The following is a 21,770-nucleotide window of genomic DNA, read 5'->3' as shown; positions in this document are numbered from 1 at the left end:
GATCCATGCTGTGGGCATGACCGCTCGCATCCGTCTCGCTCTCGCCGTCGCCCTGGGCCTGCTCTCGAGCGCGCTCCTGCCGGCGTGCGACATGTGCCAGGCCGCCGCGGCAGTGCACCAACAGCGCTGCTTCGAGGGCGGCGATCAGATCAGCTGTGAGTGGCTCGACGAGCACTACTCCGCGGGCGGTGTCTGCCACTAGCGCGTGATCGTCGACGGACGATTGCAGACATAGCAGGTCACCGACTCGATCGACAGCGAACCGGACGCGCCCGCGTGGTTGAACAGGACCATCGCGTTCGAGTGCTGGCTGGGGTTCAGGCCGCACTGCAGCCAGCCGTAGCCCGTGTGCCAACCGTTCGAGCCCGAGACGGGGATGTCGACGTCGACCCAGTCGTGCGGCGAGGACTGCACGCGCACGGTACCGACGCCCGCGGTGATCGTCCGTCCGTACACGCGGACGATGACCGGTACGACGGCGATGCGGTCGCGCAGGATCCAGTAGTTCGAATCCTTCCAGCGGCGGGCGTAGCCGCCGCACGACACGCCGAAGCCGGGCGCATCGGCCGACCACGACGTGCGGCTGGAGTCCATGATGTCCTCGAAGGTCGAACCGTCGTTCGATGTCGTGCGCGCGACGATCGTGCTGGTCGCTCCCGCGTAGTGCTCGTCGTAGCCGGACCACGAGAACAGCATCGGGCCCAGCATCTCGGCCTGCGCTCGCGCGGTGGCGAGGACCTGGCGAGCCCCACCGCGCGGGTCGGTCGCGCTGTTGACCTCGCGGTAGTACGCCTTCGGCGCGACCGCACCGTCGGGCGCGCCCTCCGCGAAGACGTGCTGGGTCTTGATCGCGGCGTCGTCCTCGTCCGCGATCGCGTAGAGATCTGGGAGCTCCTGGACCACCCCGTCGACAATGCGTGGCGAGCCCTGGACCTCGACCGTGACATCAATCGTCCCTCCCCGCGAGAACCGGCGGAGCTCGGCCTTGTCCAGCGTGACGCCGGGCGGGCGCATGACGACGGGACCAACCGTCCGAATGTCGCGGTACAGGGCACCGTCGTCCGTCGATTCCGCGCCGTACTGCAACGTCGACACCGGCAGGGCGATCTCGTGGACGGTGGTCTCGCTGTCGCCCTCGAGGTCGTACCACACGACCGTGATGCGGACGCGGCCGTGCGGGCCGTCGGCTCGGTAGCTGGGAGCGCCCTCACCTGCGGTCGCTGCGCGTTGCGTCTCACCGCTCGGCAGGCAGGCGATGTTGCACTCGAGGAAATGCCCGGGCGTCAGCTCGCAGCGCGTGCGCGCGACGGCGTACCAGGTCGTGCGATCGGGGTGCGTGCGGCTGTTGCTGTCCGGGTCAGTGTTCGGGACACGCCACGCGTACTGCAGCCCGTTGCCCCAATCGCACACGACGCGGTGACCGCTCCATGCGACCTTGTCCTGCGCACGCATCACGGCCTCGACCGGCTCGCGCGCGAACAGCTTGAGCCCGGTCAGCGCTTCGATCGACGGCGCTGGCAGGTCCGCGCCGCCGTCGGTGAGCACTTGCTTGCGATAGGTGGGATCATCGCTCCAGAGGGTTGCCCAGGATAGCCAGCTCATTGGTCACACCGAATGCAGAGGTTCGAACTCCGCCGCGACGATCTCGAAGTCATCGTCTCCGGCGGTCGCGGTGACGAGCAGGGCAAGTCCAATCCACGTCAGACCCTGGCTGTTGCGGACGACCTCGACGGGGCCGATGGTGAGCCAGCCTTCACCGGACGCCGACCAGTTCGCTTGGGCGTAGTTGACTCGCAGCGCCTTGTCACCGTCGACACATTCGCTCGCATTCGGCGGGCGGTTCATCGAGTACGCGCGGACGCTCAGAGTGTCCGCGGTGCTCGTCAGCGTCTGATCGATCTGCACGCGCACCACTACGTGGGTCGTTGCCGCAGCGAAACGTCGGTAGCCGACCGTATTCCCGCACAGTTGATGCCCGGCATCGCCGATGTCCTCGCGCCACTGCGCGGGGAACAGCGCCAGGTCGTCGGTGAAGACGTCGTAGCCGGGTCGCCGAATCACCCGCAACGGCGACCACGTCCGCTCCGCCATGCCCGCGGACGCGGCCGCGCCCATGGCCGACACCGGGCCCGCGAACTGGCCCGGGTTCGCGAGGTCGCTCGTGGGCTCGACGATCGGCGCCTCGATCGTGTACGCGCCCGTGATCGTGGGCGCGGTCGTCCGCGTGACGAAGTCCTCGTAGGTCTCCGCCGCGGTGTGGTACCGGCCGGCGGAGAAGCGGCACGCGTTCGGGTCGTCGCTGAACGGCGACGCGCCGGCGGTGGTCTGCGCCCACCACACCACCGCAGCGGTCCCCAGCGTGCGATCGGCGTGGGTGAACTCGACCTTGTCGTACGACCCCGCGGTGACGTTCCACGCGCGGAGCTCCGACCGCACGGCATCGCTCGTCCCCGTCGTGAACGGGTTCGCCTCCGACGCCCACGCGATGACGAAGCGCTGCGAACTGCCCGAGACATCGGGCAACGTCAGCGACGCGAGCACGGTCGCGACACCGCCGACGGTCAAGATCGCATCGATGACGCCCGCGCTGTTGCCGATGCGGATGCCGAGGAAGCTCGAGCCTGAGGACCCGTACGAGAAGATGCGCCCGGTCGTGGACGTGGTCGCGACAAAGTCCGCCTCGATGCACCATGGTGCCTGGACGTTGAACCGCGACGCGGGCGAGTTCTCGTACAGCCACGTCGCGGCCGCGGTCAGGTCCGTGTCGTACTGCGACTGATCGACGGCCATGTCGCTGTACGCCGCGCCCTCGCCCTCGCCGTAGAAGATCGTATCGTCCTTCGCCAGCGCGGTGACGCCCTGGGTGTTGGCGTCGAACGACAGCGCGCCCCACTCTGTAGAGATTCGAGAGCCCCAGGCCATTGGTCACCCCGCGTACGGCGCGGCCGGGGCCGCGTTGTCGGTGTCTGCGATCACGCCGAACACCGAGGTCGGCCACCCATCCTGCGCGTCGTACTCGCTGACGACGAGGATGTGATCACGATCGCGGAGCCAGCCCGAGACCGAGCCGCCGAGCGTCATCGTGCGCGAGGTCAGGTTCACCGACGAGACCGCGACCGTGTCGATCAGCGTCCAGTCGCCCGACGGCGCGCGCTGGTACAGGTCCGCATTGATCGCCCCGCCCGCGCTCGACCAGTCGGGCTCGGCGAAGCCGGTGCCGTCGACCGAATCGCCGCCGTGCTGCAGGCCGTCGGGGTAGTACTCGAGCGTGGTCCCGGTGATTCGACGGACGCGGACCATCGGCGCGAAGGTCAGCGACCCCGTGCCGACGAAGACGATCGCGCGGACCTGCGTGTACGGCTCGCGCAGGAAGTGCTCGGCCGAGACGATGCGGCCGGACGCGTTCGTGATTCCACGTGCGCCGCTCGAGCTCGTCGGCCACGGGTTCGTGATCCGCACCGGCGTGCCCGGCATCGCGTCCTGGCCCAACGGCTTCGCCAGGCGGAAGTCGAGCGCGAAGTGGCGGCGCGCGAAGAACGTCGCCTGATCGACCGCCCACAGCTGGCGAAACAGCGGGCGCCAGTTGCCCGATCCCATGACCGTGGCCTGGAGATCGGGCGGGCGCATGCCGTCGGCGCTGATCTCCTCGACCAGGTCGCCGGTGCGTCGACGCGCGCCAGGGTCCTGCGCCTCAACGCGGTACGTGTCCTGCTGCGAGCGCTCCTCGGGGGCCCAGTTGTGCTGAAAAACCACGCGGTCGATCTGACCCGTGGCGCGCAGCGTCTGCTGTGGCTGCGCCGTGATCGGCATCAGCGGATCGCCGACGAACGCGTTCTCGGTGATGTCGAGCGCGGCGTCCTCGGGCGACAGCGGGCCGACCCGGAAGACGCCGTACTGCTTGCCGTGCAGCGACCACGCGATGCCGCGCGGGCGCGTGATCGATGCGAGCAGGTCCATCGACTGGAAGCTGCCGATGTACGCCGGGCGCTGCCGATTGAGCGGCCCGGCCCAGCCGCCGGGGACCGTGTCGAACACCGACCGCCACGCGCTCGGCGAGGCGACCAGCTGGTACGGCACACCGAGACCGAGGTCCGCGATCTCGTAGTCGCCCGCGAACAAGGGCGCGCCGCTGTGCGTGTTGGGACCGGCGGTGATCGAGCCGCCGGCATCGATCGCGTCGTCGTATCCCTCGCACGCGCCGGTGCTCAGCAGCACCTGCAGGAGCAACGTCTCCGAGATCTCCGCGGGCGCATCGTCGAGGTAATAGTGGTACGCGTTCAGGCGCGCGACCTCGACCCCGCCCTTGCCCGCGACCTTGCCGGCCCAATCGTACGTCAGCGGCTTGTCGGGGAAGCCGAAGGTGCGGCCGTCGAGGAATCGCTCGAGGTACAGCGCGGCCTCGAAGCCATCGCCGACACCCACGGCGCCGTAGCTGGTGCCGTCGCGCCACGACGCCTGGAAGACGTGGTGACGCTCGACCGGATCGCCGATCTCGAACTCGTCGGTCGCGACGTCGTCCTCGCTCAGCGCGACTTCGCCGCGCGCTGCGAACCACCCGGCTCGCGTCGTCGCGACGCCCGAGATCGAGGACGCGGCGAATCGACCGGCGGTGTTCTGCCCCTCGAGGTACACGGGCGGCTCCTGCAGCGTCAGCACCTGGCCGCCGTGGCGGTCGATCGTGAAGACCTCCGCCGTGTGGATCGGGTAGTAACGACGCTGCGCGCCGTCCTGTCCGTAGAACGCCACGTCCTCGTGCGCATAGCCGGGCGTGATCGTCGTGAAGGTGCCGGTCCAGTAGCCCGACGCGGGTACGACGATTCCGGTTCCCTGCAGGGACTCGCCGATCGTGTCCTTGCGGAACTCGACGCGGGTGACGTCGCCGAGCTCTTCGATCACGCCCTGCGTCTCGGGCTGGTACCCGAGCATCCGCCAGCGGCGCTCGTGCATCGTCAGACGCATCAGCGCGTAGCGTGCATCGTCGCCGGGATCGTCCGGGACGCGGCGGATCCAGATCACGCCCTCCGTGGTGACGCCGGCCGTCGGAAACAGCGAGCCCGTCGGTAGGTCAGTGAGATCGGTGAAAGGCCCGTTGCCGCTCGACCAGTTCGTATCGGCGCCCGAGATCGCGTTCGCGATCCACGTGTTCAGCTCGGTCGTGGTCTCGTTGCGGTCGGTGCCGGTGAAGGTGTGGTCGAAGACCGATCCGTCGTGAATCGCGTCCGCGCCCGCCCCGACACCGCGGCCGAGGAACATCATCGCGACCTGGTCCTGCTCGGCCGACAACGTCGGCTCTGCGTTGATCCGAATCCATCGCGGGTCGTTCAGCGCGCCGAGCGTGCGGCGGAGAAGCGCGTCCGGGCCGTGACAATCGAGTGCCCACGCCTCGTCGCCGCTCACCGTGCCTGCGTCCTGCAGGATGCCCCACCAGACCAAGTCGCCGGCCTCGTGCGCGGTGAGCCAGTCGTAGAACGAGGTCGCATCGAGCTCGCCGCCGAGGCCGGGCGCGGTCGGGTCCGCGTGGATCCGATAGAGCGTGACCATGCGGCCGGCGTGCTCGATCGGCTCGTCGGAGATCAGCAGCGGGGGCAGGCCCTCGCCGAAGGGGTGATCGTAGCCGACCAGCTGGTACGGGATCGCCGGACACGACCGACGCTGGCCGCTCGCGCCGATGCGCTCGATGCCGATGTAGCGCCCGCGCGGGTTGGTCGTGCCGCCGCCGTCGACCTGGATCGACGTGCCGAGCGCCGTGGTCGTGGGCGGGATTCGTTCGGTGACGATCGTCGAGTCGTGCTCGATCGCGAATAGCGAGCCGAGGTCGGGGTCGACGATCGTGAAAGACGCCGGCGCGGGCAGCAGGAGCCCGGACTTGAGGTCTTCGACCTCGAAGCGCACCGAGTCCGGCACCACGAGCCCGGGGCGAACCGAGCGCGTGCCGAGCACCTCGACGCCGCCGATCGCCGTCTCCGACGTGCCGATCCACGACCCGAGACCGCTACCGGTGAGCGAGCCGGACTCGTCGTCCGTCCACGCCCACGGCAGGCCCTCGACGAAGAGGACGTACCGAAACGTCGTGTGCGAATCGAGTCGGACGCTGGAGAGGGCGCGAGTGGTCATGCGGTGAACTCAGGCGTCGTCGAGCAGGGGATCTCGATGGGGTGCACCGATTCGTGGAAACCGAACTCGCGCGCCCACGGCATGTCCACCGGGCGCCCGTTGGGCTGGTAGACGTACGCGCCTGCCGACGGCAGCACGCCGTCGCCGTCGCCGTCGAGGTCCCACGCCGAGCCCGAGCCCTCGGTCAGGTTGCGCCAGACCTTGAAGGGTCGCGCCTTGATCAAGACCTCGCGCCAGAACGTGATGAACTCCCCATTGGCCTCGGCCGTCGTCCACACGCGGGCATTCAGCAGATACCGCCACGATAGCGTCTGGCGGCGATACAGATTGTGCGAGGTGGCGTAGACGCGGCCGGGGCCGGACTGCGCCCAGGCGACGTCCACGACGGGGATCCCGTCGGTGCCGAATCGGCCGCCCGTCGTCGCGCGCTTGCCGGGTGACCACAGCAGCGGCGAAATGTTCGTCGCCGTGTGCGACGTCGCGGTGGTGAGGTTGCCGGTGAAGCCCAGCAGGTCCCGCAGCACGCCGTCTGTCGGCCAGGTCAGCGCGAAGGACGTCGACGACGTGATCTGGATCAGCCGGTTGTCGAGGATCGACACGACCGCGTCCGCGACGATGCTGTGCCCGTTGATCACCGACGTGAGCGCGGCGATCAGATCGAAGCTCGAGCCGTCGTCATACAGGTAGTAATCACCAGCCGCGAGCGTGCGCTCCTCGGCGATCGGGCCCGCGGTGGTGATCGTGATCGCCTGCGACGGCAGGCTCGGATAGCTCCCCACGAGTACGTCGGTCGGCACGTCAGCTCCCCGTCCTACCGAGCGAGCGCTCGGCAGCGCGAATGCCCTGCGCGAGCTTCAGCCCGGTGGTCTTGTCGATCGCGCCCAGCACCTGGGCGTTCACGACGATCGTGGTGCCCTTGCCCCCGCCCTTCTTCGTGACGTGCTGCGCACTCTCTCGCGTCGACAGCGGGACGCTGTCCTCCTGCGAGTTCGACAGCTCGGCGGTCGCGGGCGTGTTCGCGGCCTGGCCGGCGCCGAACTGATCGCCGCTGAACCCGGGCTTGGGCTTCTTGCTGATCGACCCGAAGCCTCCGACCGCGCCGGTGAGCGCCAAGATCGCGGCCGCGCCGAGGCCGGCCTGGGCAGCGGCCGCGCCGTGCATCGCCGCCGCCGCGAAGTTGTACGTCGCTGCGCTGACCAACGCCTGCACGGCCTCACTGATCGCGATGCTCGCGAGCTTGAGCGACTCAGCCTTGCCCCACTCGGCCAGCACGCGACGAAAGCCGCGAGCCGACAGGTCGCCAGCCTGCAGCGATGCCTGGGCGATCGACGCGAGGCTGTCGCCGACAGCGACGCCGGCCCTCTCCGCGCGGTCCTGCAGCGCCTTCTGCCGGGCCATCTCGGCGTCGTGCAGCGCCTTCGACCTCGCCGCCGCGGCCTCGCGGGCTTCCTGTAGAAGCGCGATCTTCTCGCGCTCGATATCGAGTGCGGACTTCTTCGGCGTGCGCTCGAGCTGCGAGCCGACCAGGTCCTTGCGGGCCTGATCGATCGCATCGTTCGCGGCCCGGCTGCGATCAAACGCGCCGGCCTGGCTGGCGTCGGTGAGCGTGCCGCCCTTGGCCTTCGCGCGCGCGAGCTCGGCCTTGAACAGCTGCTCCTCGAGCGACAGCTCCTCGCGCTTCGTCGCGGCGTTCTTGCGCAGCGCGGCGCCCTGCTCCTGGATCAGACGCACCTCGTCCGCACGGAGCAGTGCGACCGCCTCCGCGTGCTTGCCTTCCTTCTCGAGGAACTCGACGCGGATCTTGGTCTGCTCGGTCAGCGACGCGGAGACGCTGACACCACGCGCCATGTCAAATGCAATCTGATCCTCGAGCTGACGGAGATCGCCGGCGCGGCTCGCCAGGGCGTTGATGTCGTCGTCAGACTTCCGCGCCTTGCGGACGTTGTCGAGCTGCGTCCGAAATGCGGACATGCTGTTCGCGGCCTGGTCGGCAGCGATCGACGCGGTGACCAGATCGCTGTGCGCCTTCGATAGCTCCCAGCGCCAGTCCGCGATCGTCTTCGGCATCGCCGAGTATTCGACGCCGAGGGCGTGGAGGCGATCCTTCAGCTTCTCGACGGTCGCGCCGTACTGGCCGATATCCCTCGCGCCCTCGATCTCCGTGCGCGACAGCTGGGCCATGCCCTCGGCCAGCGAGATCACGCGCTCGGAGCCGCCGAGCGCCGACGTCTTGAGGTTCTCGAGCTCGACGCGATACCGCTGCGTCGCAGCTGCAGCGCCGTCGGTCACGACCGTGACCTGGTCCGCGGCCGCGAAGATCTTCTCGAGCGCGACCTTGCGGAACGCCTCGGCCTGCTCGGACTTCGTCAGCTCCGACGTGGCCTTGCCGAGCTTCTGCGCGTACTGCTCCTGCGCCTGCTCCTGCTTTACGACAATGCCGAGGTTGTCGAGCATTGCCGACGAACCGCGGCCGACGGCCGCGACGAGCGACTCGAACGCGTCCTCGGTCGAGGTGCCGAGCTTCTGCCCGAGCGCCTGAGCGGCGCGCGACAGCTTCGCGAACTCCTCGGCATTCTGCGCGACGCCCAGCGACGATGCCTGATTGGCCTTGGTCGCGAGCGTCAGGTCATCGACCAGGCCGGCCGTGGCCTGACGCGCTGGCCCGAGCGCGAATGGCAGGTTACGGAAGACCGCCTGCACCTTCAGCGATTCGCGGCTCACCGAGTCCGCCGCGACGGCGAGACCAGCGATCACGCCGACGCCCGCGAGCACCGGGCCCTTGAGCGCCGAGATCGCAGAGCCGAAACCGCCGACCGACGACGTCATGGACTTGGCCTGCGACATCGCCTTGTCCATCGCCTGGCCGAATGCCGAGATCCGATCGCGCGCATTGTCCACGCGCGCCCGGTTCTGCTCCATCTCCTGCGCTTGCTTCTTCTGCGCAGCGGTGAGCTCGTCGGCCTTGGTCTTGGCCTTGCCCGTGGCACCGGCGAGGTCGCCCATGGCCTTGACCGCGGACGCGGTCTTGGCCTCGACCGTGATCTGAATCTTGGGCGACGTCATTGTGCTGCGGCCTTGCTGCGGATCTCGTGCCAGTGCGCCTGGGCGCGCACGCGTTCGGACTCGATGTATTGCATCGCCTCGATCACGAGGCGGTCGTGCGTGCGGTCGGCGAGCAGGTTCGACGCAAACCCGTGCTCGAGTAGCAGCCGCTCGTACTTCGCCAGCGACGCGACGAATGCACAGCGGTACCAGGCGCCCGGGCACCCGTCGTCGTGACTCTCGCGCGGCGTCTCCGGCGATTCATCGGGACGCACGTCGTCTTCGGGCCCGGGGTCGTAGATCGGCAGACGGCCCATGTACATTCGCGGGGTCGGCACATTGCGCCACCGCGATTCGTCGAACCCGGGCAGCGCGCACCGGAAGTCGCGACGCTGGTCATTCTGTGGCTGCGTCGTACCCAGGCCGCACCAGCTGCGACACGGATAGGTCTCGGCCAAGGTCGCGGTCTCGCCACCGCTGACGGCCATCGACCAGGCGCGCAGCCTCAGCGCTTTCCCTCGGACTCCGTCAGCGGCATGTTGGCGGTGTAGACCGCCTCGCCGATCACGAGCGGGAGCTCGGGGTGGATCGCGTGCAGGCGCGCCATGTCGTCGGTGGTCAGGCGGCCCGCGGCGAGGTCGAGGGTCGGGCCGCTCTCGACCTTCTCGATCCCGATCACGCAGGCCCGCAAGTACGCCTTGACCGGGCGCTCGCCGTCACGGACGGCGCGCTCCCACAACGGCAGCACCTCGTACCACTGATCCCACGACAATCGCCGCAGCTTCCACATCGTGGGCTGCTTCGATTCGTCGAGGTACTCGCGCGCCGTCGCGACGCGGCCGTCGACCGTGCCCGCGGCGTCGAGGTCGTACCGCGTCCAGCCACCCTGATAGCGCGCGACCGGGTGCATGCGCGGGTCTTCGTCGCGGGCGGACATCGCCAGCTGCTCGGCGTGCACGCGCTCGAGGTCCCACGCCTCATCCTCGGGGTGCACGAATACGATAGGCGCGTCGACGCGGTGCTGCGGGGGTCGCTTGAGCATTGGGTCCTCGGGGGAGAAGTGCCGGCGAAAGGGACCCGGCCGGCGCGGGCGAGAGACAATCCAAGCGATAAGGGCGAGGGTCAGGCCTGGCGAATGCGCAGGCGCTGAAAGACCGCGGTCGTGGTCGGCGACGCGTCGTTGGCCACGGCCCAGCCGAGCACCAAGCGCACGCCGTCGCTGTTGAACGGATCGACCACGCCGGCGAGCGACACGAACGGCATGCCGACCGACACCGCGCGCGGGAAGCCGCTGGCGTACACGCCGGACCAAGCGCTGCCGATGCCGGCCGCGTTCAGCTCGAAGCCGATCACGTCGTGCGTCGTGCGTGCGTCCGTCGAGTTCTGCGCGGTCGTGGTCGTAGTCGTGCGCAGCACCTCGGTGCCGCTGTTGTTGAACTTGCCGACCCAGCGCACGCGCGCGGCGCTCGACGAGTTCGGACTCGACGCGGGGCCGAACAGCCCGATGAACACGCCTTCGCCGTTGGACTCGAGCGTGCGCGTCGGGACGTACGCCTCGACGATCAGCCTGCGCCGCGGGTCGTAGTTCGGAATCGACGAGAGCGGGAGATAGATGTGCGGGGCCACCTGCGACGCACTGGTGAACGTCGTCGCGGCACCGAGGCTGGTCCCCGCCGAGCCGCGGATCCCGGTGCCGGCCTGCACTGCGGCGGTGCCGAGACTGCCCATGTTCGCCGCGGTCCAGCTCAGGCTATCGATCGTCTCCGTGCCGTTCGCGAGCGTGTTGTTCGCGAGCGTGGAGAAGTCCACGTCGTAGATGATCCCGCTCGCGCGCGTGATCAGGGCCTGCAGAGCAGCGCGTGCGGCCTCGCCGAAGTTGACAGGCGACGGCGTCGTCGGTGCGACGACGTCGATATTCAGCGCAGACAGATCGCCCGCGAGAAGGGACGCGAGCCCGTCGTCGAGATCGATGGCGGTGACGGGCATCGGCTACACCGTGTCCATGCAGGAGAAGCACTTCTCGGCCATCGTCTGGTCCAGCGCCCACGCCTTCGCGCGGTAGCGTTGCTCCCATTTGCGATGCCAGCCCGCGCGACTTTCTTGCCCTGCGCCAGGCGCCAGAGCTTCATCTTGTAGTGGTACAGCGCGAACCGCATGGGCTCGAGCCGGCGCACCTCGATGGCCTTGTCGACGATGCCGACGACGCCGTCGACGACGCGGTGGATCGTGTCCTCGGCAAAGCGCCGAGCCTCGGCGATGGCTTGCGCGCGCGTCATAGCCATCCACTCCCTTCGCAGATGGGGCAGCGGTCGGCGGGGTTCACCGGATCGCGCCCGCTGCCGCGGCAGTCGTCGCATTTCACGTGATCCTGCGAATCGTCGTACGGCGGATCTGGGATCCCCGGGGGCGGCTCGATGGTCTGCCCACAATGCGGGCACTTCGGCTGGCTGCTCATTTCGTCCTCCCCCAGTTCATGCGCATGCGCTCGCGCGGTGGATTGGCCACGGTCGTGCCGTTGCACTCCGGGCAATACACGCCGCGCCCGTCACGATCGGAGACCACGCCCGACGCGTCACAGCGTCGGCACGGCCGAGGCTTGCGCGTCAGCGAGACCGTGACGCGCGGCCCGACGTAGTCGTCGGGCGGGTCGTAGTAGTCGGGCATCAGCCGATCCCGAGCAGGATCTTGGAGCGCCACATCTGGGCGTTCGCCGCCCCGGAGTTCGCCGCGTCCTTGTGGGCGCGCAGCATGATCTGGGTGCTCGACACCGGGCCCGCGGCGCCGCGCTTCGGGGGCTTGATCTCGCAGCGCGAGAAGTGCACCGCGAAGACCTGGCCGGGCGCCGCGCGCTTGTAGAATCGCAGGCGGCGGAACGTGTCCGCGGCGAACTGCGTCCACGCCGAGCTGCCGAAGGGGACCACGTTCAGCGTGATCATGGTGTCGGCCGGCTGCGTGCTGTATCCCTGCCGGCCCTCCATGCCGTCCTCGACCTCGGTGTTCGTGTCGACCGACACGACCGGGACGCCGACCTCGACCGAGAACTCGGACACGTGGATCGGGTTGATCGTGGTCGTGCCCTGCGTCTGGTACGTGATCACCGTGTCGGGGCCGATGCTGACCGGCGCATTGCCGATCGGGTCGGAGCTCCACGTGGGCGACGGCGCGGTGCCGGGCGGATCGAAGCTCGCGACCATCGTGTCGAACGAGAGCGTCGGCAGACCACCACGCGTCAGCGCGATCGACTTCAGTTCCGACTTGCAGCCGTTGAGCTCGAAGTTCTCGAGCGCCGCAGCGAGGCCCTTCTGGATCAGCCACGACAGCGTGGTCGGGCCCGCGGACGAGTCCACGAGGACGGTCTCGTCGACGTAGAAGGTCGCCATCGCGGGCACCACGTCGGCGTCGGCCGGGGTGAACGGGAGCGCCTCGTCGAGGGTGACCGCGAGGGTCGACACATCGAGGACGCGTCGCACCGCGATCGTGCCGTCGGTCGCGTCCTGGACCTGAATCAGACAGCCCTCGACGATGTTCGTCGCATCGTCGACGTTGATCACGGTGGTCGTGTGCCCGCCGCCGGCCAGCACCGTCGAGTTGCTCAGGTGCATGCCACCGAGCGCGTGCTCGAGCACGGTCATCAGCGGGGTCTCGGCGATCGTGTCGTCCTGCGCCGTGGTCGCGCCGCTGCCGGTCATGTACAGCGACATCGGGAAGGACGTATTCCGCAGGCCCTTGACCGAGTATTCGACGTCGAAGATGCCCTCCTGGGAGCGCTCGTCCTCGACCACGGCCTGCTCGATGCCCGAGACGTCGACCGAGTCACCGACGTGACGGATGCGGACGCCGCTCGACACCCACGCCGCGCCGTTGGCTGGACCCGTGCCCTGGGTGGATTCCTGGAAGAATGCGAGGAGTGAGGGCTTCGTCGAGGTGGTCATCGATCAAACGTCCTGGAGGTATCGAACCTCGAAAGTGTGCGCGCCCCATCGGTGGCCGTCGCTGTCGTCGTCTCCAGCGATCCACCCCGTCGGTTCGACACTGATCAATCCGGGCAGCGCGGGGTCGTAGCGCGACTGCAGTGAATCCCAGATCTGAGCGCCGTCGGTCGTGATGATCGAATCGTCATCCTCCTCCGACAGGTGGCCGTAGCAGACCCAGACGTGCAGCGTGAAGAGGAACTCCACGCCGCTGCCGTAGATGCCGCCCTCGACGGGCTGCGCAGGCTCGGGGATCTCGAGGTGGAAGTTCCGCAGCTCGGGGCCGCGGACATTCGACACCGATCGCACGGGCCGAAAGCGCGACGTCTGGTGGTCGGGATGCAACGGCTCGATGGCCATGATCTGCGTCGAAAAGTCGGCGCGGATCAGACGTGGGGTCGTGGTCTGCATGGGCCTACGAGCGGCGGATGAATCGCTGCTGCTGGCGGCGCGTGGTGCCGGCGGCCGCGGTATCGTCGTTGCGCGAGACCGTGACCGAGCCGGTCTTCGGCACGCCGACGAGGATCTGGTTCATGTACCGCCGCCACGCGTCCTCGTGCTTCTGCGCCGGCTCTGCTTCGCCACACCAGTCGAGCACGTAGGCGATCGCGCGCTCGCGGACCGCGACCTTCGACAGCGCGGTCGCGCGGAACAGCGTCGGGTCCTTGGACGCGGACTCGCATTCGGCGACGTAGTCCTGGGTCGCCGCCGCGATCGCGTCGTCGATCGTCGCCCGCAGCCGCGCGCGCGACCCGAGGGTGGGGTAGGCGAGCAGCACGTCGTGCGGCGTGACGAAGGGCTGCACGCTGTAGCGCGTCAGCCAGATGATCTCGGGGACGAGGTAGAGCTGGTCCCCGATCGTGTACTCCCACGTGATCTGGTACGGCCCGCCGCCGTCCCACAGCGACGTCTCGTCCGCGGCTGGCGTCGACGGGAAGCTGGCCGTGATTTCGACGCTGACGACGCTGTCCGCGGTCGTGTAGTCGCCGACGAGCTCGTGGGCAAGGTAGACGTTCAGCCCGGACACGCGCTCGACCACGAAGGACTCGGTGCGCCCGTCGATGGCCTGGATCGCGTAGGTGTGCCCGGCGGTGATGCCGGTCGCGGAGGTGACCGCGACCAGGGTTGGGTCGGCCACGCCCGCGCCAGCCGCGGTGGTGAGCAGGGTGCTGACCGCGCCCACGGTCGCGGACCCGGACGCGAGCACGCGGTCGCCCGACGTGGTGGTCTCGCGCAGGTCGACCAGCGTGTACGTGGCCGAGCCGACCGCGACGACGTGACCGCGTCGATCCACAGGGACGTGGCGGAGCGTCTGGGCCCCCTCGTTGTAGATCACGCGGTGCTGCATGGGTCAGTCCTCGAGCAGGCGCTCGTGGCCGTGCTTGTGGATCGCCTCGTTGACCGCGACCTCGGCCGCGTATCGGGCGATGCTCTCGATCTCGGCGTCGGTCAGATCGAAGATCGAGCGCGAGCGCTGCAGGCCGGGCAGGTACTGCCGCCGCTGGAACGGCGGACAGTACGGATCGGATCGCCACGTCTGCAGCTGCTCCCGCTCGCGGGCGATGGCCTCCTGATAGGCCCGTCGCCAGTTGAGCTCGTCGGCCACGAGCTATGCACCTCCCGCGGGCGAATCGCTCGCCGCGCGCCGGCGAACCGGCTTCTCTGCCGCCTCGGGGGCGGACGGTGCGGGATCGTCAGCGTCCCACACGAAGGTGTCCTTCACGCCGCGGGCACGGACCCACTCGCGCAGCTTCGCGGGCAGGCGCGGGTCGTCCTCGGCGAGCGGCTCGACGCGCATCCCGGAATGGATGGCGCGCTCGCGGGCCACGTACCGATCGTAATCGGCGAGGCGACCCTCGGCGGCGTACATGTCCCGCAGGAACATCGTGCCCTTCGCGACCTCCTTGGCCGTGAGGCTCACGCCCTGCACACCCGTCATTCGCCCGCCGCGGGTGATCGGCTCGACGAGCAGGAGAGGGGACGCGACATTCGGACCGAATCGCACCGCCTTGATGCGGCCGGCGTGGAAGCCTGCTCGCGAATCGGCGTGGCCGGGACCGAGGACCACGAACGTGGTCAGCAGCGGCTGGCTCGGGTCGAACTGGTGCGCGGGGACATCGGGGAGAATCTGCATGGTGGTGGTGCCTTTCGAGCACGTGAGGGCCGCGCGCATCGTCCTGATGCACGCGGTGGCCATTCGGGGTGGTGGATAGGGTGCCCCGTATCGCCGGGGCGAAGCGGCCGCGCAGAGAGGCGCGAGCGACTCGGAGAGCTACGCGGTGAGCAGCTCGATGAACTGGCGCGGGTTGATGATCGACGCGCCCCACCACGCGCGCACGACCACGTACGAGGTCGCTCGCGACTCGGCATCGTCACCGCGGGTCGGCCGGAGGTTCGGCATCTCCTGCACCACGACGCCGAGCGAGCTCATCCCGCTGGGCACCATGAAGCAGCTGTAGCCGGTCGAGTCCGTCGCGATGTTGTTCGACTGCCAGACGTTCTGCCCGAGCAGCTTGCCCTGGAACCCGGACTGCACGCCGAAGCGCTGCAGATCGTCGGCCGACAGCGCGTAGGTGGCACCGGTGCTGCCCATCGACTCCCACAGCGAGCCGGCCGCGCTGTTGCTCAGCGCGATGTCCAGCATGCTGGTCGGGAGGTTCTGCGCCGCCGCGTAGGTCAGCGCCGAGCGCAGGCCCTGAAGGGTCAGCGACGTGGTGACGGCGCCGGTCTGCAGGGTCGCCGAGGTCGAGGCCGCGAGGATGTTGATGTCCATGTGGTTCGCCAGGGCCTTGAGCGCCTCGGCGATCGCCTGCGCGGGGACCTTGCCGTCGCTCGCGACACCCGACTCGTCGGAGAAGGGCATGCGGAAGATCTGCATCGCCGGGGTGATCGACGACTCGGTCGTGTCCATCTCGACGTCGACCGCGTTGTTCGTCTCGGTGTGGCTGGTGCCGATGCCCGAGAGATCGAGCTCGTTCCAGCGCGGGAACCGGACGGGGATGTTGCCCTTGCCGGGCTTGCGCTGCGCGACGGACAGGCCGACGCCGACGGGGTACTCGAAGCCAGCGACGAACGCGTCGATGAGCTCCGTCTCGATGAGCTCCTCGATGTCGGTGGCGGTGATTGCAGTGGAGAGTGCGGCCATTGGTCAGGTTCTCGTTTCGGTCTTGATCACCGCGACGACATGCGCTTCGCGACCTCGCGAACGCGCTCGACTCGGGGATCCGCACCAGGCGCTTCGCCCGGCTTCTTGGTGGAGTGATTCACGCCTGGCGTGCCGGGGCTGCCTCCGCTCTTTGCGGGGATCAGATCGCCCAGTGCCTCGCGTACCTGCTTCGCGACATCCGCCGCGCTGTCGAGTGACTCGGGGGCCGTGTCGACACCCTGCTCGGCAAGCTCCTTGAGCACGCCCTTGAGCACGGTCCGATTCGAGAACCCGAGCTTCGCCGCGACGGCATCCACCAGTGCGGCCTCACGCTCGCGGCGGTCTCGCGCCGCGATCGCGGAAAGGGCTTCCGCCTTCTCCGCCTTTTCCTTCTCGAGGGCCGCCTTCAGCTTCGCTTCGATGGCGGCGAAATCGTTCTTCTTGCGGGCCAGCTCCTCGGCCTCGGCGGCCTTGATCGCCTCGTGCTCGGCCAGCTTGGCGGCGAGCTCCTCAGCGCGGCGCTCGGCTTCGCGGGCCCGCTTCTTCGCGGCGTCGCGTTCGGCATACGCCGCCTTGCGATCATCCACCTTGGGGGTTTCGATCTCCAGGGTTTCGTGCTCCGGGGTTTCGATCGCTTCCGACATTGTTGGCATCCGCCTTGGCTGCCGGCGCATCCGCACCAGCGTTCGGGTTGGGCTGCGACGGCACCTTGAATCCGCGCAGCGGTTCGAGGAGGCGGCGCGCGGCCGCCTCGTCCTTGACCGATCCCGGGAACGCGATCGGGAGGAACCGTTCGCCGAGCTCGAGGGGCAGCGTCCCGCCCGCGAACGCGGCCGCGAGTTGCATGAAGCTGGTGATCTGCGCACCGTTCAGCGCGCTCGCCTGCACATCGGCCGGCGGTGCATCACTCGACGGCGGAGCATCGGCCGGCGGTGCGTCGTGCATCGCCGGGTCGGCGCCATCGGGCTGCGACGCATCGACGTTGGACGCATCCGGGGCCGCGCCCTCGACGGGGACCCGCGCTGCAACGGTGACCGGGGTCCCGTCTCGCACTGCGGTCCCGGTCGCGCCGAATGCCTGGGCCGCGGTCGCGACACCGCCGGGCGTCATCGACAGGTTCCGCGTGGTGACCACGTCGTTGAACCAGGCCTGCACCTCGAGGCGCTTCTCGATCAGCTCCTGCAGCTGCTCATCGTCGAGGGTCGTGTTCCCCTGCGCGCGCAGGATCTCGAGCTGATCGGTCGCGCCCTTCGACAGCAGCCAATCGACCCATGCTTGCTCGGCGCTCGGGTCGGAGAACTTGCGCGACAGCTTGCCGAAGTCGATTCGGAATCCGGCGAGCACCTCGTCGCGCGTCGGCAGGCGATCGGCGAGCGGGTGGTTCATCGCGCGGCACATGTCCACCGCGGTCGCCCACAGCATCCGCTCGAACTCGCGGGCGTGGGGAATCTGCTCGTTGCGGATCTCGGTCAACGTCTCGGGCGAGAACACCAACCGCGTACCTGCGCCGGTGTCATCCGACTCGACCTGGCCGCCGTACGCGCTCGCGATGTTTCGGTAGATCCAGCTCGCGTGCTTGATGAAGTTGTCGGGGTTCGTGTCGAAGTCGATCGCCTGGATCGTCGGCGGCACGCCAGCGCCCGCGGGAACGTCTGCGACGAACGGGACCTCGGGGTCCAGTGACTGCCCGTCGGGGAAGCCACCGAGGTCACCGATCAGCGTCAGCAGGCGCTTGTTCTGCGCCTTGCGCGTGAAGCCGAGCGCGGCATTCAGCACGCCGATCGAGACGGTCGCGTCGACGAGCCGCTGATTCAGGTACGGCGATCCGTACCAGTCGCCGTCGAAGACCTCCGCGAAGCGCAGCGGGACGCCGGGGAAGTAGCCGAGGCCGTGCTCGACGGGCGGCAGCGCCTCGATGAACTCCTGGGGCTTGGCCGCGCCGTACAGCCCGGCCGGCACCGGCGCGTCGGCGAGCCGGTACGTGCGCCACGCCTGGTCGTCGAGGTAGACCGCGACCGCGTCCTCGGGCTGCTCACACTCGGAGCGCAGGGTCCAGGCCGCGGCCAGTGGGGTGCCGTAGTAGTCGTCCGGGTCGGGCTCGACCTCGGTGAAGGTCGGCAGCAGCGTGTCCCAGGCGAGCCGTTGCTTGCGGACCGCGGGCACGACCAGGAGCGCGCCGACGAGGGCGCCGATGCGATTCCAGCTCGGCGCCACGACGTCGATCCGCGACTCGAGCACGAGTTCGTGGAAAGCCTTCTGCGCGTCGTCGTCGACGCCCTCGATCGACCGGCGCGCTCCCTGTCGCCAGCACACCGACGTCTGCCGGGTGACGTCGAGGCCGGGGTTCACCGTCAGATCGACGAACTTCGCGATCTCGTTGCGGACACCGTCGTCGTTCTGCGTCGACGTGATCCGGTCGAGGATCAGGGACGTGTGCTGCTCGGTGTAGATCAGCCAGCGGTCCCACGCCCGGCGCTTGCGCGTGTCGCTGCGCATCACGAAGACGCAGCGATCGAGCAACGCGCGCGCGTATTCCGGCGGGAACATGCCCGCCTGAATCTGATCGGAGGTTGCCATCAATGCGTGACCGAGTTTGAGCTGCGGCGGTTTGTGAACTCTGGGCCTTGTCCCGGCACTGCCCAGACCAGGTACCGGAGCGCGTCAGTGGGACCGGAGATCACGTCCGACAACGTGCCGGACTTCTTCTCGATGGCGCCGCGCGCCGAGGCGAGCTGCGTCTTCAATGAGTGCACCAGCTCCGGGCAGCGCGAGCCGTGCACGACGAGCCGAGGCCACACCGTGCCGTCGGGCGCGGTGATTCGATCGGCCATCAGCTTGTGGAGCAGCGTGATGGAATCGATCTGTGAGGGGAGGACCGGGAGGCCCTTCTCGCTGACGTTGCAGGGTCGGCAATCGAAGCCCCACCGCTGCATCTCGCGGGCAAGCGTCGACGCACCGTGCAGGCCGTGGGACGCGTGCGGGCTCGCGTGCGCGCCGCTTGGGTCACACGCGATGGCGAGTCGCTGCAGGTAGTCGGGCGGCAGCTTCAGGATCCGCTGCGCGTCCTTGGCCAGGTACGTCGCGAACTCGCGGATCGTGGCCGGGCCCTTGCTGATGTGGTCGAGGACGAAGACGATCCAGTTGTTGCGATTCGCCTGGTCCATCCCTCGCGGCACCGCGATCTGGGCGATGACGAGGTTGTTGGGATCGATGTTGAAGTCCTGCCCGCCGATGCGCACCAGGTCGCTTGAGGTGCGGCGGAAGAATCGGCCGGCGGCGGTCTTCGTGATGTTGACCAGACCCCAGCCGCTGACGTCGTGCCAGGGGCCCTCGCGCAGGTGCGTCTCGTCGTCGAAGTGGCGCCACAGCTGGCGGCCGATCGCGATCCACTCACCATAAGCGTGGGCGCGGATCTTGAGCTCGTCGCCGTTCAGCGCCTGGATCCCCTCCTCGATCGACTCGAGCGAGAGCCAGGGGTTGTCGTACTGCGAAAGGCTGGTCCAGACGATCTTCACCGCGGCCGCGGCTTCGGGCTCGAGCTGGTCGAGATCGTCGTAGCTGGTGCCGGCCTCGCGGACTTCCTTCTGCAGGTAGTGGCCGAGGATCGGCGTCGTCGCGGTGAGCACCTGGCCGTTCGCGTCGGTGACGCGGAGGATGCATTGCGTCCAGTTCGCCTGGTGGTCGACGGTGCAGCCCTCGTCCATCACGATCGCGACGGGGGGCTCGCCCTTGAGATTGTCCGCGTCGGGGTTGGACGCGTGGTGGAACCAGACCTCGGTCCCGTCGACGAGCGCCAGCGGGACGTCGTGCTGCACGCCGCGCGGGTAGCTGACGACGAGCTCGGGCGGGATGATCGGCCGGTTCCACCGGTTCGTCCGCTCGCCCTTGACGAGCTTGCCGAGGCCGACGGCGAGGGCCTTCTTGCGGGTCTTCGTGACCCACCAGAACTTCGCGCCCTTGCCCCCGCGCTCGAGGATTCGATCGAAGAACCATTCGGCCTCGATCGTGGACTTGCCACCGCGCTCGCCACCGAACACGCCGATGGTGCGGTGCTTTCGGTCGAGGATGACGCGCAGCTGCTTGCGCGAGCATCGAATCGGACACTCGATGCGCTGGGCCTTGGCCGCGAGCGCGTCAAAGCCGGCCTTGTCCACGAGCTGCGCGCGGACCCATCGCTCGCCGGTCTGGCGATCGATGAGCACGTCGATGTGCTCGATCTTCTCCACGCAGCGCGCGGAGGTCGAGTTGCAGCACTCGCAGGTCCCCGGCTCGTCGTCGGGCGTCCGATCGTGAATCCAGATCGGCCGGTGAATCCAGATGAGCCGCTTAGTCTCGAGGCTCAGCCGCGCAGCCTCGGCGCGCGCGGCCTTCTTCCATTGGTCGAAGCTCGGCATCGGGCGACCTCACTGCAGCTGCGTGGCAGCCGCGGCGATCGCCTCCTGCTCCTCGTTGTGTTCGCGGTCGCGGATCAGCAGGTCGTTGACCAGATCGGTCTGGGCCACCGACTTGCGCTTCTCCCACTCGCCGAGCTCGGCGCTCGCCTCTTTCATCGCACGGCGTGCGACGTGGGTCTCGTGGTCGTCCGCCGCGTTGTCGAGGGCCAGGTTCGCGATTTGGAATCGCAGGGACCAGACCCGCAGCATCGCGGTCGCATTGTCGAGGGAGGCTTGCGCCGTCCCATCATTCACCAGCTCGTACAGCGCCCCGAGGGCGTCGTCGAGGTCGAGCCGCAACGCCTTCGCGTTGGGCCGCTTGCGCATCATAGTCGAGGCCATCCGGTCTCAACTTTCCGCGGCATCCGCCGCAGGCTTGTGGTGTTACGAATCGCCGGCTTCGCGCTCGCTCGGATCGGGCGCGGGCGGGTCGCCCTCGACCGCGCGCGAGATCCAGAAGTCGACCGCGGTCTTCACCAGGGTCGCGATGTCGCCTTCGTCGCTGAAGTACTCGACGCCGAGCTTGGCTTCGCGGCCGATGAACAGCTTGTGCTTCGAGTGCGGCTTGATCGTGACGCTGGCCTCGGTCGCGGACCCGACCGTGGGCGCGGCGTAGCCTCGGCGCACCGGGCCGCTCGCTCGAGTCAGGCCCTTGACCTTCATCTTCGAGCGGCGGAGCTTTCGCGGCAGGGCCATCTTTCGGCCAGTCCAGCCGCGGAACGGTGGGCGCTTGCCGGCCGCGGCCTTGCGCCCGCGCTGGCCCTTCGGATTCAGATCGCGCTGTTCGGTGCCGCTCGGGTGCTTGCCTGCTTCGATGGCGTCGCGCGTCGCCGAGAGGACGACGTCGGCGACGTAATCAGCGAGGCTCGCCGCGTCGAAGTCGGGCTGCCAACCGTCACTCCGCCAGGCCGGGTCTTTGCCCGCAGGCACCGGCGACGAGGGTCCGGGGCGGGCCTTGGGGGACCGCTTGGGCTTCTTGGGGGTGGCCATCGTTCGGCGATGTGCGTAAATGCACGGTGGGCGCCGAATCGCATTCTGTACCAGCGCGCAACTTTGGGGAATCGT

The 21,770-nt window shown here is 68.8% G+C and carries 21 protein-coding genes; 1 reads left to right on the top strand and 20 read right to left on the bottom strand.

Features of this window, described 5'->3' with window-relative positions:
* Positions 1 to 16 precede the first annotated feature (16 nt).
* Positions 17 to 202, top strand: coding sequence for a hypothetical protein (locus IPH07_23725; protein ID MBK6920430.1), 186 nt, complete (start codon positions 17 to 19; stop codon positions 200 to 202).
* Here IPH07_23725 and IPH07_23720 read toward each other — a convergent pair.
* The 20 genes from IPH07_23720 to IPH07_23625 all read right to left on the bottom strand — a co-directional run.
* Positions 199 to 1,602, bottom strand: a complete 1,404-nt coding sequence (locus tag IPH07_23720; GenBank protein MBK6920429.1) for a hypothetical protein — start codon at positions 1,600 to 1,602, stop codon at positions 199 to 201. The two genes, IPH07_23725 and IPH07_23720, sit on opposite strands and share 4 nt — an antisense overlap.
* 3 nt (positions 1,603 to 1,605) lie before the next feature.
* Positions 1,606 to 2,922, bottom strand: a complete 1,317-nt coding sequence (locus IPH07_23715; GenBank protein ID MBK6920428.1) for a hypothetical protein — start codon at positions 2,920 to 2,922, stop codon at positions 1,606 to 1,608.
* 3 nt (positions 2,923 to 2,925) lie between these two features.
* Positions 2,926 to 6,114 (bottom strand): hypothetical protein, encoded by a 3,189-nt coding sequence (locus IPH07_23710; protein ID MBK6920427.1) that lies wholly within the window; start codon positions 6,112 to 6,114, stop codon positions 2,926 to 2,928.
* Positions 6,111 to 6,911, bottom strand: coding sequence for a hypothetical protein (locus IPH07_23705; GenBank protein MBK6920426.1), 801 nt, complete (start codon positions 6,909 to 6,911; stop codon positions 6,111 to 6,113). The genes IPH07_23710 and IPH07_23705 overlap by 4 nt, the downstream gene beginning before the upstream one ends.
* A gap of 1 nt (position 6,912) precedes the next feature.
* Positions 6,913 to 9,381, bottom strand: coding sequence for a hypothetical protein (locus IPH07_23700; protein ID MBK6920425.1), 2,469 nt, complete (start codon positions 9,379 to 9,381; stop codon positions 6,913 to 6,915).
* A 280-nt stretch (positions 9,382 to 9,661) separates the two neighbouring features.
* Complete coding sequence (locus tag IPH07_23695) at positions 9,662 to 10,198, bottom strand: hypothetical protein (GenBank protein ID MBK6920424.1); 537 nt, start codon at positions 10,196 to 10,198, stop codon at positions 9,662 to 9,664.
* A gap of 80 nt (positions 10,199 to 10,278) precedes the next feature.
* Positions 10,279 to 11,142, bottom strand: coding sequence for a hypothetical protein (locus IPH07_23690; GenBank protein ID MBK6920423.1), 864 nt, complete (start codon positions 11,140 to 11,142; stop codon positions 10,279 to 10,281).
* The gene (locus IPH07_23685; GenBank protein MBK6920422.1) at positions 11,073 to 11,432 is read right to left on the bottom strand and encodes a hypothetical protein; all 360 of its coding nucleotides are present in this window, start codon (positions 11,430 to 11,432) and stop codon (positions 11,073 to 11,075) included. The genes IPH07_23690 and IPH07_23685 overlap by 70 nt, the downstream gene beginning before the upstream one ends.
* A gap of 175 nt (positions 11,433 to 11,607) precedes the next feature.
* Positions 11,608 to 11,820 carry a hypothetical protein gene (locus tag IPH07_23680; protein ID MBK6920421.1) on the bottom strand — a complete coding sequence of 71 codons (213 nt, stop codon included), beginning with the start codon at positions 11,818 to 11,820 and terminating at the stop codon, positions 11,608 to 11,610.
* Complete coding sequence (locus IPH07_23675) at positions 11,820 to 13,088, bottom strand: hypothetical protein (GenBank protein ID MBK6920420.1); 1,269 nt, start codon at positions 13,086 to 13,088, stop codon at positions 11,820 to 11,822. The genes IPH07_23680 and IPH07_23675 overlap by 1 nt, the downstream gene beginning before the upstream one ends.
* A gap of 3 nt (positions 13,089 to 13,091) precedes the next feature.
* Entirely contained in the window at positions 13,092 to 13,487 is a 396-nt protein-coding gene (locus tag IPH07_23670) for a hypothetical protein (GenBank protein ID MBK6920419.1), read from the bottom strand.
* Between the two features lie 55 nt (positions 13,488 to 13,542).
* Entirely contained in the window at positions 13,543 to 14,475 is a 933-nt protein-coding gene (locus IPH07_23665) for a hypothetical protein (GenBank protein MBK6920418.1), read from the bottom strand.
* A gap of 3 nt (positions 14,476 to 14,478) precedes the next feature.
* A complete protein-coding gene (locus tag IPH07_23660; GenBank protein MBK6920417.1) occupies positions 14,479 to 14,733 on the bottom strand; it encodes a hypothetical protein in 255 nt (84 codons plus the stop codon).
* Positions 14,734 to 14,736: 3 nt separating this feature from the next.
* Positions 14,737 to 15,261 carry a hypothetical protein gene (locus IPH07_23655; protein MBK6920416.1) on the bottom strand — a complete coding sequence of 175 codons (525 nt, stop codon included), beginning with the start codon at positions 15,259 to 15,261 and terminating at the stop codon, positions 14,737 to 14,739.
* A gap of 138 nt (positions 15,262 to 15,399) precedes the next feature.
* Positions 15,400 to 16,272: a hypothetical protein gene (locus IPH07_23650; GenBank protein ID MBK6920415.1), complete on the bottom strand. Its 873-nt coding sequence runs from the start codon at positions 16,270 to 16,272 to the stop codon at positions 15,400 to 15,402.
* A 26-nt stretch (positions 16,273 to 16,298) separates the two neighbouring features.
* A complete protein-coding gene (locus IPH07_23645) occupies positions 16,299 to 16,916 on the bottom strand; it encodes a hypothetical protein (protein ID MBK6920414.1) in 618 nt (205 codons plus the stop codon).
* Positions 16,852 to 18,819, bottom strand: a complete 1,968-nt coding sequence (locus IPH07_23640; GenBank protein MBK6920413.1) for a hypothetical protein — start codon at positions 18,817 to 18,819, stop codon at positions 16,852 to 16,854. The genes IPH07_23645 and IPH07_23640 overlap by 65 nt, the downstream gene beginning before the upstream one ends.
* A gap of 29 nt (positions 18,820 to 18,848) precedes the next feature.
* Complete coding sequence (locus tag IPH07_23635; GenBank protein MBK6920412.1) at positions 18,849 to 20,666, bottom strand: hypothetical protein; 1,818 nt, start codon at positions 20,664 to 20,666, stop codon at positions 18,849 to 18,851.
* A gap of 9 nt (positions 20,667 to 20,675) precedes the next feature.
* A complete protein-coding gene (locus IPH07_23630; GenBank protein MBK6920411.1) occupies positions 20,676 to 21,005 on the bottom strand; it encodes a hypothetical protein in 330 nt (109 codons plus the stop codon).
* Positions 21,006 to 21,089: 84 nt separating this feature from the next.
* A partial coding sequence (locus tag IPH07_23625) for a hypothetical protein (GenBank protein MBK6920410.1) occupies positions 21,090 to 21,770 on the bottom strand: 681 nt, incomplete at its 5' end.

The organism is Deltaproteobacteria bacterium (assembly GCA_016709225.1).
Taxonomy (GTDB): Bacteria; Myxococcota_A; Polyangia; order Nannocystales; family Nannocystaceae; genus Xiheibacterium; species Xiheibacterium phototrophicum.
This window is presented reverse-complemented; position numbering and strand designations above follow the sequence as displayed.

What these genes read in the sequence shown, in the direction of transcription:
- IPH07_23725 (MBK6920430.1), top strand. Translation starts at nt 17, where the DNA reads ATGACCGCTCGCATCCGTCTCGCTCTCGCCGTCGCCCTGGGCCTGCTC.
- IPH07_23720 (MBK6920429.1), bottom strand. Translation starts at nt 1,602, where the DNA reads ATGAGCTGGCTATCCTGGGCAACCCTCTGGAGCGATGATCCCACCTAT.
- IPH07_23715 (MBK6920428.1), bottom strand. Translation starts at nt 2,922, where the DNA reads ATGGCCTGGGGCTCTCGAATCTCTACAGAGTGGGGCGCGCTGTCGTTC.
- IPH07_23710 (MBK6920427.1), bottom strand. Translation starts at nt 6,114, where the DNA reads ATGACCACTCGCGCCCTCTCCAGCGTCCGACTCGATTCGCACACGACG.
- IPH07_23695 (MBK6920424.1), bottom strand. Translation starts at nt 10,198, where the DNA reads ATGCTCAAGCGACCCCCGCAGCACCGCGTCGACGCGCCTATCGTATTC.
- IPH07_23690 (MBK6920423.1), bottom strand. Translation starts at nt 11,142, where the DNA reads ATGCCCGTCACCGCCATCGATCTCGACGACGGGCTCGCGTCCCTTCTC.
- IPH07_23685 (MBK6920422.1), bottom strand. Translation starts at nt 11,432, where the DNA reads ATGACGCGCGCGCAAGCCATCGCCGAGGCTCGGCGCTTTGCCGAGGAC.
- IPH07_23680 (MBK6920421.1), bottom strand. Translation starts at nt 11,820, where the DNA reads ATGCCCGACTACTACGACCCGCCCGACGACTACGTCGGGCCGCGCGTC.
- IPH07_23675 (MBK6920420.1), bottom strand. Translation starts at nt 13,088, where the DNA reads ATGACCACCTCGACGAAGCCCTCACTCCTCGCATTCTTCCAGGAATCC.
- IPH07_23670 (MBK6920419.1), bottom strand. Translation starts at nt 13,487, where the DNA reads ATGGCCATCGAGCCGTTGCATCCCGACCACCAGACGTCGCGCTTTCGG.
- IPH07_23665 (MBK6920418.1), bottom strand. Translation starts at nt 14,475, where the DNA reads ATGCAGCACCGCGTGATCTACAACGAGGGGGCCCAGACGCTCCGCCAC.
- IPH07_23655 (MBK6920416.1), bottom strand. Translation starts at nt 15,261, where the DNA reads ATGCAGATTCTCCCCGATGTCCCCGCGCACCAGTTCGACCCGAGCCAG.
- IPH07_23650 (MBK6920415.1), bottom strand. Translation starts at nt 16,272, where the DNA reads ATGGCCGCACTCTCCACTGCAATCACCGCCACCGACATCGAGGAGCTC.
- IPH07_23645 (MBK6920414.1), bottom strand. Translation starts at nt 16,916, where the DNA reads ATGTCGGAAGCGATCGAAACCCCGGAGCACGAAACCCTGGAGATCGAA.
- IPH07_23640 (MBK6920413.1), bottom strand. Translation starts at nt 18,819, where the DNA reads ATGTTCCCGCCGGAATACGCGCGCGCGTTGCTCGATCGCTGCGTCTTC.
- IPH07_23635 (MBK6920412.1), bottom strand. Translation starts at nt 20,666, where the DNA reads ATGCCGAGCTTCGACCAATGGAAGAAGGCCGCGCGCGCCGAGGCTGCG.